Below are 15604 nucleotides of genomic sequence, written 5' to 3' on the forward strand. Positions count from 1 at the left end.
GTTTTGATGCCAGCTTTTTAGACTATCATCCGGTTGTTGAAACAGATCGAATTTAAAGGGAGCCACGAGGTGATCTTATGGAAAAAACAGCAAGCATTTTGGTCGTTGACGACGAGGAGCGCATTCGTCGCCTGCTGAGAATGTATTTGGAGCGCGAATCTTTTCTGATTGACGAGGCCGATAACGGCGAACAGGCATTGGAGATGGCTTTGACATCCGATTACGATATTATTTTGCTTGATCTGATGCTGCCTGGGATGGATGGAATTGAAGTATGCCAAAAGATCCGCGAGCGAAAAGCGACGCCGATCATCATGCTTACGGCAAAAGGCGAGGAAACGAATCGCGTTCACGGCTTCGAGGCTGGCGTAGATGACTATGTGATCAAACCGTTCAGCCCGCGTGAAGTCGTTTATCGTGTAAAAGCGATCCTCCGCCGTTCTTCAGCAACGGCTTATCTCAAGACAGAGACCTATAACAGCCACTCCGTTCTCGTTTTTCCGGAGCTGACGATTGATCACGACGCGCATAAGGTGATTGCAAGCGGACAGGAGGTCAGCTTGACACCAAAGGAATACGAGCTGCTGCATTATTTGGCGCTTTCACCCGACAAGGTGTTCACTCGCGAAGAGCTGCTGAAAGACGTCTGGCACTACGAGTTTTTTGGCGATTTGCGCACAGTGGACACGCATATCAAACGGCTTCGGGAAAAACTGAACCGCGTGTCGCCGGCAGCCGCGCAAATGATCGCGACGGTCTGGGGCGTCGGCTACAAGCTTGAGGTGCCAAAGTAAGTGGATATTGTTCGCAGCGTAGTTGGAAAACTATGGATGACCATCATCGCGCTTTTCGCTCTCGTACTGACGCTGTTCAGTCTGATGATCGTACAGTCCTTTGACAGCTTTTACTTTCAACGACAAACGAAAAATTTGCAAAACGTGGCAGAAGGCCTCTCGCAAACCTTGTCGGCCTATACCGATAAAACGACGGCTCTCTCAGTAGCAGCCAGCTTTTCCGCCGTGCACCGCACCGGACTGATCATGGTGGACGAAAAAGGGAAGCCGATCGGGGCGAGCGAGGGAAACGATTTTTCGTTTATCCCTGTTGAGCAGCTGCTGGAAGCGCCGGAGCTGAAGCTGGGCGAAGCGCTGCAGGGCAAGCACCATACGCCTGAACGAATTATCTTTTCGCACAATCCGGCGGACCGAAATGGAGCCGTGCAGCTATTGGCTGTGGCTGTTCCGATCGAGCTGTCGAAGGACAAGCAGGGCGCACTTGTTATGTATCAGGCGATTGAAGATTTTGACGATACCGTGAAGGAAGTCAGAAAGCTGATATTCGTAGTAGGCGTGATCGGTTTTATTTCCACAACGGTCTTTGCCTTCTTCCTGTCTTCACGGATTACCTTTCCGCTTCGGCAGATGAAAGAGACAGCCCACCGCATCGCGGAAGGCGACTTCCATGCCGAAATCCCCATCCGCACGAACGACGAGATCGGGGAGTTGGCGGCTTCTTTCAACAGCATGGCTAGTCATCTGAACAAGCTGGTCGACGCCTTGTCCAAGGAAAAGGAACAGCTCGCAAGTGTTTTGAGGAGCATGGTTGACGGTGTCATCATGATCGACGAGCAAGGAAAAATTGCCGTTACGAACCCTCCGGCCGAGCACTTTTTGCGGGACTGGACTTATGAGCATCCAGACGAGCCTATCCCATTGTTCCCGTTCTATCAAATGGTCGTGCAGACAGGGCAGGAAGTGACAGATGAAATCCCGGCACAGGGGCGAATCTGGTCACTGGTGATGATTCCGCTCACGGATCGCGAGCAAATCCGCGGGGCGGTTGCCGTCGTCCGCGAGGTGACCCGTGAGCGCAAGCTGGACAAGATGCGCAATGACTTCGTGGCCAATGTTTCACATGAGCTGCGAACGCCGCTGTCGATGCTTCAAGGGTATAGCGAAGCGATCGTGGATGACATCGCCGCTACCCCCGAGGAGCACAAGGAACTGGCACAGATCATTTACGACGAGTCCGTACGCATGACCAAGCTGGTAAATGAGCTTCTCAATCTGGCAAGGATGGAGGCCGGCCATGTGGAGGTCTCGCTGGAAAAGGTCGAGGTCAGCCCGTATCTGGAACGGATTCAGCGCAAGTTTGTCAATCTGGCCAGGGAGCAAAAGATTCACCTCCTCCTGGAAATCAACACATCTGTCACGAGCATCTGGATCGATCCGGACAAAATGGAGCAGGTGCTGACCAATTTGATCGACAACGCGATCCGCCATACCCCGGAGAACGGTAATGTCACGTTGCGGGCGCGCGGCGATCGGACACTCCTCCTGGAAGTAAACGATACAGGCAGCGGCATTCCCCAGGAAGACCTTCCGTTTGTCTTCGAACGCTTTTACAAGGCAGACAAGGCTCGCACCCGGGGAAAAGCCGGGGGGACGGGTCTGGGCCTGGCAATCGCCAAGAACATTGTCGAGGCACACGGAGGCACGATTGGCGTACAGAGCAAGCTGGGAGAAGGGACGACCTTTACGATAGCCCTGCCTGACAAACAGAAACAGAAATAATTTAGAGGAGTGAGAGAGAATGATCAAAACCATCCTGTTTGATGTAGACGGTGTTATGTTGAGCGAAGAGCGCTATTTTGACGCCTCGGCGTTAACCGTGTGGGAATTTCTGCACAGCCCTCTCTATCTCGGGTTGAGCGGCGATGTCTTTACCGCTTCACCGGAAGAAAAAGACATCCGCCGCGTCCGCGAACTCGTTTTTGTGAATGACGAAGTGCTCAATTTCATCAAGTCGCGAGGGATCAACTCCAACTGGGATATGGTCTACTTGACTGTTGCCTATCAGATCATCAGACTCTGTGAGCGGCTGAAAGCGGAATTGGGCCAAAAGGTCACCGATCTTTTGACTGGACAAATCAATCGTGCAGAGCTGGCGCGTCTGGCTGAATGGGCGAAAGAGTACGCTCCGGACTTTGCGATCGAGTATGCGAAGTTTACTACCGACTTTTCCCGCGGGAATGCCCAGAAGGCGGAAATGCTCCTGTATCTCAACCAGATCGCCCGCGAACGGTGTGGTGTCGTCACCAACGTCTTTTCCAGAAACAGCGACCTCTGGCAGCTCTGCCAGGAGACCTTTCAGGAGTGGTACCTGGGTGATGACCGTATCGCGGCTTCGATTGGCCGTGAAACGATGCAGCCCGGCAAGAAAGGCTTTCTGAATGATGAAATCCCGATTGTCAGCCCGGAAGAGATGATTCAGCTGTTCCGGACACTAAAAGAGAAGGGCTACACATTGGGAATCGGCACAGGCCGTCCGTCTATCGAAACGCACGTGCCGCTGGGAGAACTGAAGCTGCTGGAGTGGTTTGATCCCAACCGTGTCGTGACGGCGACACATGTGCTGGAAGCAGAAAAGGAATCACCGGCCCACGCGCCTTTGTCCAAGCCGCATCCATTCTGCTATGTAAAAGGACTGCTCGGCCTGGATACGCCAAACAGCGAAGTCCATAGCTTTGCACTGCCTGTTCCGAACGGGGACGAAGTGTTGATCGTCGGAGATTCCCCCGCAGATATGCTGGCCGCACAGGCGATGGGATGCCGTTTTGCTGCAACACTGACAGGTTTGTCCGGAAAGGCGGCACGGAGCAAATTCGAAAGCGCAAAAGCGGACTATATTTTAGACGATGTTCGCGACATTCTCTCGATTCTTGAATAATGGCAAGTGTTTGGCTCCGTCAGCAGTGGTTGGCGGGGCTTTTTAAATGAGGATCAGGGGCTGTTAGGGTCATTTCCAGCCGTCTCCCAGCTTGCGTCGCGGCGCTGCATGGATGCAGTCAGACAGCAAAAAAAGGTTGCTTGGGACTCATCGCAAGCGATGACGAATGCGTGAAAAAATAAAAAAAGCCGGCTCGCAGAGAACCGGCTTTTCGTATGCTTTCAATCAATTGCTTTCAATTAATAGTGAAATTCGTTGATTACTTCCATTGAAGAGATTCCAGACAGCGGAAGCGGAAGGCTTGTACGAGGAAAGGAATAACCGCATCCTTACGCACGATCACTTCGTAAGAGCCGCCTTGACGGGAGTAGAAAAAGGCATCGGTATAGTCCTTGTTGTCCTCAAAATAGGAGCGAACCTGCTTCAGACGATTGCGCATGTCTTCGGACTTCACTTCGATGGAGAAGGTAACATCGTTTTCATTTTCCGTTTCCTGAATCTCGATCAGGGACTGATCAAACGTATATGCAACCATACCCGATCCTCCTTATTAGAAAAAGTAGCGCAGGAAAATGTATGCGTGCGACAGGATGATGGACATGATCATCAGCGGAAAAGCGACCTTCAGGAAGCCGACGAAACTGATGTGATGTCCTTCCTTGGCCGCCAAGCCGGCCACAATCACGTTTGCACTCGCGCCAATCAGCGTACCGTTGCCGCCGAGACACGCACCCAATGCCAGGCTCCACCAGAGCGGCTCCAGATTGGTAATTCCCAGTGCGCCCATCTCCTTGATCATCGGAATCATCGTGGCGACAAACGGGATATTGTCGACGAACGCCGATGCAATCGCACTCAACCAGAGGATCAAAAACGAAGTCTTCATGGCATCTCCGCCAGTCAGGTTGATCGCTTCTGCGGCCAGCTTCGCGATTACGCCTGTTTCCACCAATCCGGAGACGAGTACGAACAGACCTACGAAGAAGAAGATGGTTGTCCATTCCACTTTGCTGATAGCCTCTTCCAAATAGTGCTCACCAGTGATGAGCAGGAGCAGGAAGGCGCCGGTAAGGGCAATCGTTGCGGATTCGAGATGCAGCATTCCGTGGAGCATGAAGCCGACAATCGTAAGTCCAAGGACGGTGAGCGATTTTTTGAGCAGCTTGGAGTCTGTGATCTCATCCAGCTCATTGAGGCTCATAATTTTTGTTTTCAGTTCCGGCGTCGTCTTGAGATCCTTTCGATAGATCAGAGCAAAACAGAAAACGGTTGCAATCATAATGACGATAACGACTGGAGCCAGGTTTGTCAGAAACGCCATGAAATCCAGCTCAGGCACAGAGCTTCCGATCATGATGTTCGGTGGGTCGCCGATCAGCGTTGCCGTTCCTCCGACGTTCGAGGCAATGATCTCCGAGATCAGATAGGGGAGAGGATTGACCTGCAGTTGTCTTGCAATGCTGAATGTGACCGGTACGATCAGCAGAACAGTCGTCACGTTGTCGAGGAAAGCAGATGCGGCTGCTGTAATGAGACTCAGATAGATCAGGATACGCAGGGGATCTCCCTTCGCGGCCTTGGCAGCACGAATCGCCATGTACTTGAACACGCCTGTTTGCGCTGTAATGGCGACAAGGATCATCATGCCGATCAAAAGGCCGAGGGTGTTGAAATCAATGTGATGCACGGCCTGCTCCTGATCGATGACGCCAAACAGGATCATCAGGATTCCGCCAAACATGGCGACAATGGTACGGTGAAGCTTTTCGCTGATAATGAAGGCATATGTAACCAAAAAGATGCCGATTGCGATTATCGCTTGTGTGGCCATAAGAATCTCCTCTCGGTGAATGGATTAGTCTGGATATAATTATAACGATAACTTTAATATGGGTAAAGGAAGAGCCTGGTCAATAGACCAGGCCGTGTGGATGGAAAAGCAAGCATAAGGCGGCTACAGCTCGATTTGGGTCACACTTTTCACTTCAGCAAGTTCGCCCATTGTGTCCAACAGTTCGGCGGTAATCGGTTTATCCACAGACAGCATCATGATCGCATCGCCGCCCATGTCACGGCGTCCTACCTGCATCGTGGCGATGTTGACGCCGTTTTCACCGAGGATGGAACCGACGCGCCCGATGACACCGGGACGGTCGTTGTGGTGAATGTAGAGCAGATAGCCTTCTGGAGCCACGTCGATGGCAAACTCGTCGATTTTCACGATGCGCGCTCCGTAACCGTTGAGCCGGGTGCCGGCGACCTTGCGCGACTGCTGAGTCGTTTTGAGCGTAACGGTCAACAGATTGGTAAAACCTTTGTTCTGAGCCGCTTTTTGTTCGGTGACGGTGATATCGCGAACCTTTGCGAGCAGAGGCGCGTTTACGAAATTGACCTCCTCGCCCAGGTGGAACGAAAGCACGCCTTTCACGACTGTCCGGGTGAGTGGAGCAGTGTCGACGTCGGTCAATTCTCCACTGTATGTGATGGCTATTTCCTGAACAGAACCAACCGTTACTTGAGCCAGGAAATGACCCAGTTTTTCGCCCAAGGTGAAGTAAGGCTGGAGGCGCTCCATTACATGAGGCGGCATGGAAGGCAGGTTGACCGCATTTTTAAACGGCTCGCCGCGAAGCACCTTCAAAATTTCCCCCGATACGTCGACAGCGACGTTTTCCTGCGCCTCGACAGTGGATGCTCCCAAGTGTGGCGTTACGACTACCTGGGGCAGTCCGATCAGCGGGTTGTCGACAGGCGGCTCCACTTCAAATACGTCAAGCGCGGCTCCGGCTACTTTTCCTGTCAGGATCGCTTCGTAGAGTGCTTTTTCGTCGATAATGCCGCCACGTGCGCAGTTGATCAGGCGAACGCCATTCTTCATTTTGGCAAATTCTCTGCTGCTGATCAGGTAGCGCGTTTCCTTTGTCAGCGGAGTGTGGACGGTAATGAAATCAGCCTGGCGGCAAATTTCGTCCACCGTTGCGTTGGCAACACCCAGCTTTTGGGCACGCTCCTCAGTCAGAAATGGATCGTAACCGAGCACGGTCATCCCGAACGCTTTTGCCCTTTTGGCTACCTCGGTCCCGATACGTCCCATGCCGATGACACCCAGCACTTTGTTGTTCAGTTCAACACCTTGGAAGCTTTTCCGATCCCACGTGCCGTCAGCAAGTTTTCGGTAGGCTTGCGGAATATTGCGGGCGACAGCCATGAGCATGGCAAAAGAGTGTTCCGCAGTAGAGATCGTATTTCCGTCTGGTGCGTTGATGACGACGACACCGGCTTCCGTAGCTGCATTGACATCAATATTATCCACACCGACACCGGCGCGTCCGACAGCCTTCAGGCGTTTGCCGGCTGCCAGCACTTCTGCTGTGACCTGTGTCTGGCTGCGAACGAGCAGCGCATCGTAATCTCCGATGACCGTTAGCAGGTCGGTAGGGGAGAGGCTTGTGTTGCGGACAACTTCTACATCTGGTGCGTCCAACAGCTGTTGGATGCCGTATTCGCTGAGCGGATCCGTAATCAATACTTTATACATGAGTAAGGAGCACCTCCTGGGCAGCTTTTACACCGGCTCCCAATTCTGCGGGAGCGCCGATTTGGCGAAGCGACAATTCAATGGCGGCAACGACCTGAAGGACATCAAGCGGTTCGCAATAACCCATATGGCCGATGCGGAAGATCTTTCCTTTCAGATGCTGCTGACCGCCGGCAATTACGATGTTGTGATGATTTTTCAGCACCTTTCTCAACTGCTCGGGGTCGAATGCATCCTGCGGATGGCAAGAAGTAACGGTAGCGGCAGCGAATTCATCCTGGGCCATCAATGGGATGTTCAGCGCACGCATCGCTGCACGGGTCATATCACGCATGAGCTCGTGACGTTTGATGATCGCCGGCAATCCCTCTTCCTCGAGCATATTGCATACCTCTGCCAGGCCAAAAACGAGCGAGACGGCTGGTGTGTACGGAGTTGTTTTGTCAGCGAAGCTCTTCCGGTACGCTTTGAGATCCAGGTAAAAGGCGAGTGGCTTTTTCCTGTCAATCACTTCCCATGCCCGCTTGCTCGCTGCCAGAAAAGCAAGTCCCGTAGGCAGCATGAATGCCTTTTGCGAGCCGGTAACCACGATGTCTACGCCCCATTCGTCCATTTCGCAAGCGACCGCGCCAAGGCAGCTGACTGCATCGACGATAAAGAGGGCATCGGATTTTTCGCGAACGACTTGTGCAAGCTCGCGGATTGGATTTTGTACCCCTGTTGAGGTTTCGCAATATGTTGCAAATACCGCTTGCACAGACGGTTTATTCGCCAGGAACGTCGCCAGCTTTTCTGCTGTGACAGCCTCGCCCCAAGGAACCTCCAGGCGATGCACCACGATGCCGTATCGCTCGCAAATTTTGGCAAAACGCTCGCCGAATGCGCCGCTGACCAGTACGGCGGCCTCTTCGCCAGGCTGAAGCGTATTCACCACGCTCATTTCCAGTGCGCTCGTACCGCTGCCGGCCAGGATAAAGACGTCTCCCGATGTCCCGAAGTAGGGACGCAGCCGCTCTGCCGTACTGGCAAACAAATCGGAAAATTGTCCGCTGCGATGGCCGATCATCGGCTGATTCATCGCTTGTTGGACACGGGGCGGGATCGGGGTAGGACCTGGTATTCTCAAAATCATTTTGTCTGCAAACATGGTTTCTCTCCTCCTTGGTTATCGATCTGTGAGTGGAAAGTAAGCAACATGACGGTTCGAGCATCGAAGATCGCCATGAAAATAGCAAATCGAAAGTGCAGGCAAACATTTGCTGAATGCAAAAAAGCCTCCCGTTCCCACACTGCTCCCAGCTTGGAAACAGTGAGGGACGAGAGGCTATGCTTCGCGGTGCCACCCTCATTTGTCCTTCTTCTCGCAAAGAAAGACCTTGGCAGGTACAAGACCTGAGAGATAACGGATCTACCGTTCGCGCCTACTGCGATACCCGGGATATCGGTTCAGCGCAACAACTCGGAAGTGCTCATCCTAGTGCGGAACCACCGATTCGCAGCTACCATCGGCTCTCTGAGGGTTTCCGGGCTAGGCCTATCTTCGTCACCGTTGTTGAAGTATTCGCTAAGATTTGTATCTACGATAACACGGGTAATTATAGTCGTCAAGCACAAAAAACAGAAAAAAAGAACATTGATACAAAAAAACAATATATAGTTCGTGAAATATAGGGGGTTTTACCAAAAGGGATTAATGAAAATAACCTAAAACCGAACGTTAAGTAATAAGTTTCCTATAAAATGGGTTTTTGCTCGGAAAATGTTCGGGTTTTGCTTGATCGAATGCCCATTGAAGAAAAATGCCCTTTACCGTCAGCTCACAGAAGGGTACAGGGCATTTTTCTCAAGTGCTTACGAAAGGAAGTGATGCAGGGGAGAGTGGTTACATGTTGGTCAGCGTATCCGTCAGAACAGGTACGATTTGTTTTTTCCGTGACACGACGCCTTTCAGTACCGCCTGATTATCAACAAGGCTGACGTTGTATGCCTTTTCTACCGCATTCGAAGCGCGTCCAAGAGCAAGGCCGATGGAATCGTTGTTCAAAATATCGGTTACCACGAACAGGAACAAATCCAGGCCCTTGTCGGAGATAATTGCAGAAAGTGCTTCTTCCAGCTCCGCTTTGCGTGCCAGAACGTCGTTCACATCGACTGCATTTACCTGAGCAATTTCCACCTTGTAGCTGCCCATCTGGAATTCCTTCGAGTCAAGAGAGATCAGCTGGGCGATCGATTTCGTACTCAAATCGGCACCGGCTTTCAGCATATCCAGGCCGTACGCATTCAGATCGACTCCGGCAATCTCCGCCAATTCATGGGCTGCCGCTACGTCCTGCTCCGTGCAAGTAGGGGATTTCAACAGCAGCGTATCGGAAATAATCGCAGACAGCATCAGCCCAGCCATTGTCTTCGAAATTTCAACGCCGTGTTCCTTGTACAGCTTTTTCAGGATGGTCGTTGTGCAGCCGACTGGTTCGGCCCGGTAATACAGAGGATTGCTCGTTTCAAAGTTGGCGATTCGATGGTGGTCGATGACTTCGACTACTTGGACCTTATCAATGTCGTTTGCACTTTGCTGGCGCTCGTTATGGTCTACCAGGATGACCTCGTTTGCTTCGTTTGCCACGGTCTCGACCAGGCGGGGGGCATCTACTTTGAACGTATCCAGCACAAATTGCGTTTCGCTGCTGATCTCGCCCAGGCGAACGGGCTCCACATCTGCACCCAGCTTGGTTTTGAGATCCGCATATACAATTGCAGAACAAATGGAATCAGTGTCCGGATTTTTATGTCCGAAAATAAGCGTTTTTCCCATTCTAATGCTCCTTCGTTGTTTTTGGCGAGAAAATTATACCATGAAAAGGGGGAGAAATGCGATGAAAATGAAAAAACCCCCCACAGCTGAAGAGCGGTGAGCGGTTTTTTGTGAGCTGGGAATCTTACTCTTCCACTTTAATGGAATCAGTAGGGCATCCTTCAGCCGCGTCGCGAACGTCGTCAAAAAGGATTTCCGGAATCTCAGCACTATTGGTGTTATCGTCGATCTTGTTGAAAGCAAGGCCTTCGTCATCGTAATCGAAAACGTCAGGAGCCGTTGCGCCACAAGCACCGCAAGCGATACAGGTTTCTTTATCTACCCATGTGGTCATCGTGGTTTCACCTCCCATACCTGATGGTACGTCCACTGTCATAACTCATTGTATGCTCTGTCTGGAAAGATTTCAAGAATGAATCGTATCTAAAAATGTACGACTATCGATAAAGCGGTATCTCAGGTGCCTTCAGGCTGCTGTAATGCTTGCCTTGTACCTCTTTAAAATCTCCGCTGTGCACCGCATCAGTCGCTGTCAACAGGCGAACTGCGGCGTCAACGTCTTTTATACCCAAGTTCTTGGCATCGTCAGAACCAAACAGCAAGTCGAGACGAGCGGTCAAATCCTCCGGGCTGTAGCTCTCCCATTTTTTATGGGCGCTGATGGAATGAGCCGCGATGTACGTCTTGTAGTGGAACGGCAACTGCTTCCATTGGTCTGCGCTCACATTGGCTGGGACGTCTTTTGGGAGCGTCTGCTTTGTAACGTACGCCGACTCCCAAACGGCCAATGAATGGTAGAACTGCTCGCTTCCCTTGAACCAGCCGTCCAAGGACAGCCGAGAAGAGATTGCAGCCGGAGAGAGAGCATTACTATTCTGATCGGAGAGCAATTGCTTCATACCATCCAAATAAGCCCGCACCCCAGTATTAAATTGGCTGTGTGCCTGAACGAGAAGAGGAGAGGTTGGCAAGGGAACTTCTTTGTCCAACTGTTTGCCAGTCTGCTTTGCGGCTTCGACCAGTTGCTCCAACGCATCCTTTTGCGCGGACTTGTCCAGATTCGGCCAAGCTGCCATCTTCTCAAAATGCGCTCGTTTCAATTCCTGCACAGGAGCATAAACGGCGTAGTAAAAACGGATAAAGTCCTGTTCGCTGTACAGCTTTTGCTCGCGCAACTGGCGTTCCCGTTCTGCTTCCAGCTTCTGCTGTTCGAGAACGGCTGCTTGCTGTGCTTCAATCTTTGATTTCATATAGTAGGCACCGAAAAAAAATCCGCCAACAAAGCAAGCAAGTGTTATGATGATCATGTAGGCAAAGATAAATTCTGACTTCGACAGACGCTTGTTCATACAATCCTCCACAGTTGTTGGTACGATTAAGGGATGAGTCTCGTGTTGGCAGCAGGAGAGCAATCATACACGGGTCTGTATCCCGATATGGAAAAGGAGTACTCATGAGCAGTTCAACTCTTCATGATCGGGAATGGGCTTTCATACGTTCGCTGACCATTACAGGGATGCTTCCCTTGGCAGGCGAGCGGACGGTTCAGGCCCTTTATTACATACTGCGTGGCAGAAAAGCAAACCAGACCCTGCAGGACGTTCATTTATACAGCCTTTATCCGTATTATCGGATGTTTCCCCGTCTTTTGAAAGAGGATTGGGAGAAAATTGTTTATAAATTGCAGGAGGAGTCTTTGCTGATCCCGATGCAGAGGGCGGAAAGTGGAAGAAAACCGTCATTTGTCTTGACGGAAAAAGCTCTTCAAATCGCGTCCGAAAGCGAAAGAGAGTACAACTTTTCGTACTGGTTTGAACCCTTTACCGCCGCAGATATCGCCGAGCAGATTGATTTGTTTTGGCTGCGGCTGCATCTGATCGTTCAGACGGTTTCCCACTTATTGGAAGGCGATCTTTCCTTTCAGCCGATCGTCCAGGAAAAACGCACCCAGCGCTGGGTAAAAGAGTGTCTGGCGGACAAGGAGCGGCGGGCTCGCTGGACAGAAGGCTTGGCACAGGAGCTGTTCTGTTCCATGTCTCCGCTTTCTGAGTCCGTCCAGGAAATGATCTTCCAGCGTTTTTCGGGCGTTTCCCAGTCGGGACTCACGCTGTCACAACTGAGTTTGCGAAAACGGGAAGCTCCAGCTTATATTCACATGCAGATTCGCTGCGGGCTGGCTCGGATGATCCGTACGATTCAGGACAATCGCGCTGAGTTCCCCCTGCTGTCTGCTTTGCTGAAAAATGAGGGGGGAAAAGACCCGCGTCTGACTGAAAGCGCATCTTTGACATACGTATTGGCCAAACAGGGAAGCAGCATCGAGCAGATTGCCAATAGGCGGGGCATCAAGCCGAGTACGGTCGAAGACCACCTGGTGGAAATCGCTTTGCGCTGCCCGGAGTGGGACGGCTCGCGATATCTTTCAGCTGAACTGGCAGAAGAAATTGTCAAAATCAGTGAGCGGCTTGGGACGAGCAGGTTGAGACTCATTAAAGACCAGCTCGGCCCGGGCGTTTCGTATCTGCAAATCCGACTGGCGCTGGCAAGAAAGAAAGGAGGAGAAGAAGATGCAAAAAGAGACGCTTGACCTAAGACTCGGGGATCTTCTGAAGCGTCATTTCGGCTACTCCTCTTTTCGTCCGGGACAGTGGGAAATCATCGAGCGGATTCTCCGAGGCGAAAACGTGCTGGGACTGATGGCTACGGGGGGAGGTAAGTCCGTGACATATCAGCTTCCTGCGCTTTATTTGCCAGGGACGGCAGTCGTCGTTTCCCCGCTAATCTCTTTGATGACCGATCAGGTGCAGCAGCTTCGCGGGAAGAGAAAAATCCCCGCTGCGTACATCAATAGCACTATGGAGCCTGCAGAGACGCGGGAGCGCCTGTTTGAAATCAGCCGCGGAGCGTACAAGCTCATTTATGTATCACCGGAAAAATTGCAAAATTCCGCAGTTCAAAAAGCGCTGGTTCGCGCTGGCGTATCTATGCTCGCGATTGATGAAGCCCATTGCATTTCGCAGTGGGGCCATGATTTTCGCACCGATTATTTGCGTCTGCCACAGGTGGTACAAAGCTTGGGATCGCCTCCTGTGCTGGCAGTGACGGCAACGGCGACGCCAGGGGTGAAAGCGGAGATTTGCGATCTCTTTGACATCAAGCAGGAAAATGTCATTACCCAGCCGCTCAATCGGGAAAATATCGCCATAGACGTCATCCTGGCTGAGTCCGAAGCGGATCGCAGACAGATGGTGAAAAAATCCATAGACGAATTGCAAGGACCGGGAATCGTTTATTGCAGTACCCGGCAAACAGTGGAACTGCTCGTTGCGGAGTATCAGCTTTCCGGGAAAAAAAGTGTGCATGGCTATCACGGCGGGATGAGCAGCATGGAGAGAATGGTTGTGCAAACGCAGTTTTTGCGGGGGGAGCTCGATGCCATCATAGCTACCAATGCGTTTGGCATGGGAATCGACAAATCCGATATCCGCTTTGTTCTGCACTATCACTTTCCGCCAAGTCTGGAAGCCTATGCGCAGGAGATCGGCAGAGTCGGAAGGGATGGAAAAGCAGGCTATGCCGGGCTTTACTACGTCCCGGAAGACAGGCTGATTCACACCCATCTGCAGGAGAAGGAGTATCCCACCACGGAGCAGGCGCTTCGGTTTTTGCAAGGGCTTTCCCAGGCAGGGACCAAGCCCATCTCCGAGCTTGCGATGCATGACATCCCGGAAGAGATGGCAGCTCTCTTATTTTTCTATGCAGAGCTAGCGGGGATCGTCAGTGACGTGGCAGCGGGACGAGAAGAATACCGCTATGAACTGAGTGATGCCTCGCAGATGGGGAACCTCGCCGAAAAAGCATCCCAAATGATCGAAGCGATGGAAAAGCCGAAATGGCTAAAGCGTCAAAAACTGTTGGAAATGCTTCGCTGGCTCGAAGGGAACGAATGCTATCGGATGCGATTAAATAGATACTTTGGCGAGCTCGATCATACTTCATCGGCTGCCTGCTGCAGTCATTGCGGGTTGGACAGATCCGCCTATTTGGACAAGTCCGGATCGCGAACGGAAAGAACAGGGAAAAACGCATGGAATCTGAGGAAGGCATTGGAAAAGCTTTTGCCGAATAAAAAGGGAGGAAGCATCTTTTGAAGCGCGTGCACCATGGTCTGGACGATGCGACATTGCGATTTAATCTCTGGCTGACACAAGTCGTCGTCATTGGTGTGGCCCTGATCGGCAGCCTCTTTGTCCACGGATGGGCAGACACGCTTTCCCTGTTTCGCTTTCCAGGCATCGGGTCGTTGATGTGGGCGATAGGGGTTGCTGCTGTCGTCGTCGGGTCAAGCATTGGCATGGACCGTTTTTTGCCTCCTCGCTGGCAGGACGACGGGAGTATCAATGAACGCATTTTTTCCGGGCTCTCTATCGGCGGCACGTTCGTTCTCTGCTGCGTCATTGGCATTGGCGAGGAATGGCTGTTTCGCGGTGTCGTCCAGCCGGTTATCGGCAATGTGTGGACGAGCGTTCTTTTTACGCTGGTTCACGTCCGCTATTTGTCCAAACCATTGCTTGTCGGGAGTGTATTTGTCACCAGCTGGCTGTTGGGGTGGCTGATGGAGACGAGCGGTTCCCTGCTTCCGTCCATTCTGGCCCACATCGTCATTGACCTTTTGTTGGCCTTCTATATTCAACATGGATATTCCCGTGAGAGGAGGAACCTGGAGTGACACCAAACGAGAACAAAAAACAGCCCGAGAGCATAGAAAGCTTTGAGTACGGAGCAAACGCTCAGCATGGAGGCTTGCCCCCCAGGAGAACAAAGCACAAGCAGGCCGGTCAGGTGAAGATGCCAGCCTTTTCTTACAGGACCATCCTGCAATCAGGGCTTGCTGTCTTTGGAACTTTGTTTTTGATTCTGATCGGATTCGAATTGTACAAGGCGTCACAAGCAGTGCCAGGTGCCGTTTCCTTTGTAGAGAGTTCGCAGGGAACAGAATCTTCGCAAGCAGAGAGGGGGCCAGTCGAAGCCTCAGCAGAGGGAGCGGTACATCCACAGGCAGATACGGCGTCGGGCCAAGACTCGTCAACCCCTGGGCAACAGCAAAATGCGGAAAACCAGTCGCCTGGATCACAAAAGCTCGGTTCTGCCTCCCAGTCTCCTTCTGCGAGCCAAGCGGAGACCAATGCTGTTGCGGGAGGAGAAAAACAAGCAGAGAAGGCTGCTTCGGAAGCCCATCAGGGAAGCGGCAGCAGTTCCCCGGCGACCAAACCGGAAGACAAGCCTGCCGCTGTGGAAAAGCAACAGGCTTCTTCGCCGCAATCCGAAGTAAAACAGCATAAAGTGAAAAAAGGGGAGACGCTGTTTCAGCTTTCCCGGATGTACTACGGCCATAACAGCGGGGTAAAGAAAATTGCAAGTTACAACGGGATCAGCGCGGAAGCACAGCTTTTGGAAGGGCAAATCGTACAAATTCCGCTTTCCCGGTAATGAGCCGGGGATGTCTGGGGAAAAATAACGGA

The 15604-nt window shown here is 51.9% G+C and carries 14 protein-coding genes and 1 other annotated feature; of the genes, 7 read left to right on the top strand and 7 right to left on the bottom strand.

The window, feature by feature from the left end; translation table 11 throughout:
• Positions 1-77 precede the first annotated feature (77 nt).
• Genes NST37_RS11200 through NST37_RS11210 form a run of 3 tightly spaced genes read left to right on the top strand, consistent with a single transcriptional unit; the run spans position 78 to position 3729 of the window.
• The gene (locus tag NST37_RS11200; protein WP_003387153.1) at positions 78-794 is read left to right on the top strand and encodes a response regulator transcription factor; all 717 of its coding nucleotides are present in this window, start codon (positions 78-80) and stop codon (positions 792-794) included.
• Complete coding sequence (locus NST37_RS11205) at positions 795-2573, top strand: ATP-binding protein (protein ID WP_122958410.1); 1779 nt, start codon at positions 795-797, stop codon at positions 2571-2573.
• 19 nt (positions 2574-2592) lie between these two features.
• Positions 2593-3729, top strand: coding sequence for an HAD hydrolase-like protein (locus tag NST37_RS11210; RefSeq protein ID WP_003387150.1), 1137 nt, complete (start codon positions 2593-2595; stop codon positions 3727-3729).
• 259 nt (positions 3730-3988) lie between these two features.
• Here the strand turns inward: NST37_RS11210 and NST37_RS11215 are convergent, their stop codons facing one another.
• From NST37_RS11215 to NST37_RS11245, 7 genes are all read right to left on the bottom strand, one after another.
• Positions 3989-4264, bottom strand: coding sequence for a hypothetical protein (locus NST37_RS11215; protein WP_003387149.1), 276 nt, complete (start codon positions 4262-4264; stop codon positions 3989-3991).
• Positions 4265-4279: 15 nt separating this feature from the next.
• Positions 4280-5560 carry an ArsB/NhaD family transporter gene (locus NST37_RS11220; protein WP_003387148.1) on the bottom strand — a complete coding sequence of 427 codons (1281 nt, stop codon included), beginning with the start codon at positions 5558-5560 and terminating at the stop codon, positions 4280-4282.
• Between the two features lie 123 nt (positions 5561-5683).
• Positions 5684-7267: a phosphoglycerate dehydrogenase gene (gene serA, locus NST37_RS11225; protein ID WP_003387147.1), complete on the bottom strand. Its 1584-nt coding sequence runs from the start codon at positions 7265-7267 to the stop codon at positions 5684-5686.
• Positions 7260-8414, bottom strand: a complete 1155-nt coding sequence (locus tag NST37_RS11230; protein ID WP_031933253.1) for an alanine--glyoxylate aminotransferase family protein — start codon at positions 8412-8414, stop codon at positions 7260-7262. The genes serA and NST37_RS11230 overlap by 8 nt, the downstream gene beginning before the upstream one ends.
• A 162-nt stretch (positions 8415-8576) precedes the next feature.
• Positions 8577-8823 (bottom strand) — a binding site (T-box leader).
• Positions 8824-9149: 326 nt separating this feature from the next.
• Positions 9150-10082 carry a manganese-dependent inorganic pyrophosphatase gene (locus tag NST37_RS11235; RefSeq protein WP_003387145.1) on the bottom strand — a complete coding sequence of 311 codons (933 nt, stop codon included), beginning with the start codon at positions 10080-10082 and terminating at the stop codon, positions 9150-9152.
• Between the two features lie 124 nt (positions 10083-10206).
• Positions 10207-10416, bottom strand: a complete 210-nt coding sequence (locus tag NST37_RS11240; protein ID WP_003387144.1) for a ferredoxin — start codon at positions 10414-10416, stop codon at positions 10207-10209.
• A gap of 103 nt (positions 10417-10519) precedes the next feature.
• Positions 10520-11431: a hypothetical protein gene (locus NST37_RS11245; protein WP_003387143.1), complete on the bottom strand. Its 912-nt coding sequence runs from the start codon at positions 11429-11431 to the stop codon at positions 10520-10522.
• Positions 11432-11535: 104 nt separating this feature from the next.
• Here NST37_RS11245 and NST37_RS11250 point away from each other — a divergent pair, with 104 nt between their 5' ends.
• Genes NST37_RS11250 through NST37_RS11265 form a run of 4 tightly spaced genes read left to right on the top strand, consistent with a single transcriptional unit; the run spans position 11536 to position 15572 of the window.
• Positions 11536-12669: a helix-turn-helix domain-containing protein gene (locus tag NST37_RS11250; RefSeq protein ID WP_003387137.1), complete on the top strand. Its 1134-nt coding sequence runs from the start codon at positions 11536-11538 to the stop codon at positions 12667-12669.
• Entirely contained in the window at positions 12650-14233 is a 1584-nt protein-coding gene (locus NST37_RS11255; protein WP_122958405.1) for an ATP-dependent DNA helicase RecQ, read from the top strand. Before NST37_RS11250 ends, NST37_RS11255 begins: the two co-directional genes overlap by 20 nt.
• A 5-nt stretch (positions 14234-14238) precedes the next feature.
• Positions 14239-14811, top strand: a complete 573-nt coding sequence (locus NST37_RS11260) for a type II CAAX endopeptidase family protein (protein ID WP_227277478.1) — start codon at positions 14239-14241, stop codon at positions 14809-14811.
• Positions 14808-15572: a LysM peptidoglycan-binding domain-containing protein gene (locus NST37_RS11265; protein ID WP_122958403.1), complete on the top strand. Its 765-nt coding sequence runs from the start codon at positions 14808-14810 to the stop codon at positions 15570-15572. The genes NST37_RS11260 and NST37_RS11265 overlap by 4 nt, the downstream gene beginning before the upstream one ends.
• Positions 15573-15604: the final 32 nt, after the last annotated feature.

This window comes from Brevibacillus sp. FSL K6-6036 (assembly GCF_037964015.1).
Classification (GTDB): domain Bacteria; phylum Bacillota; class Bacilli; order Brevibacillales; family Brevibacillaceae; genus Brevibacillus; species Brevibacillus borstelensis.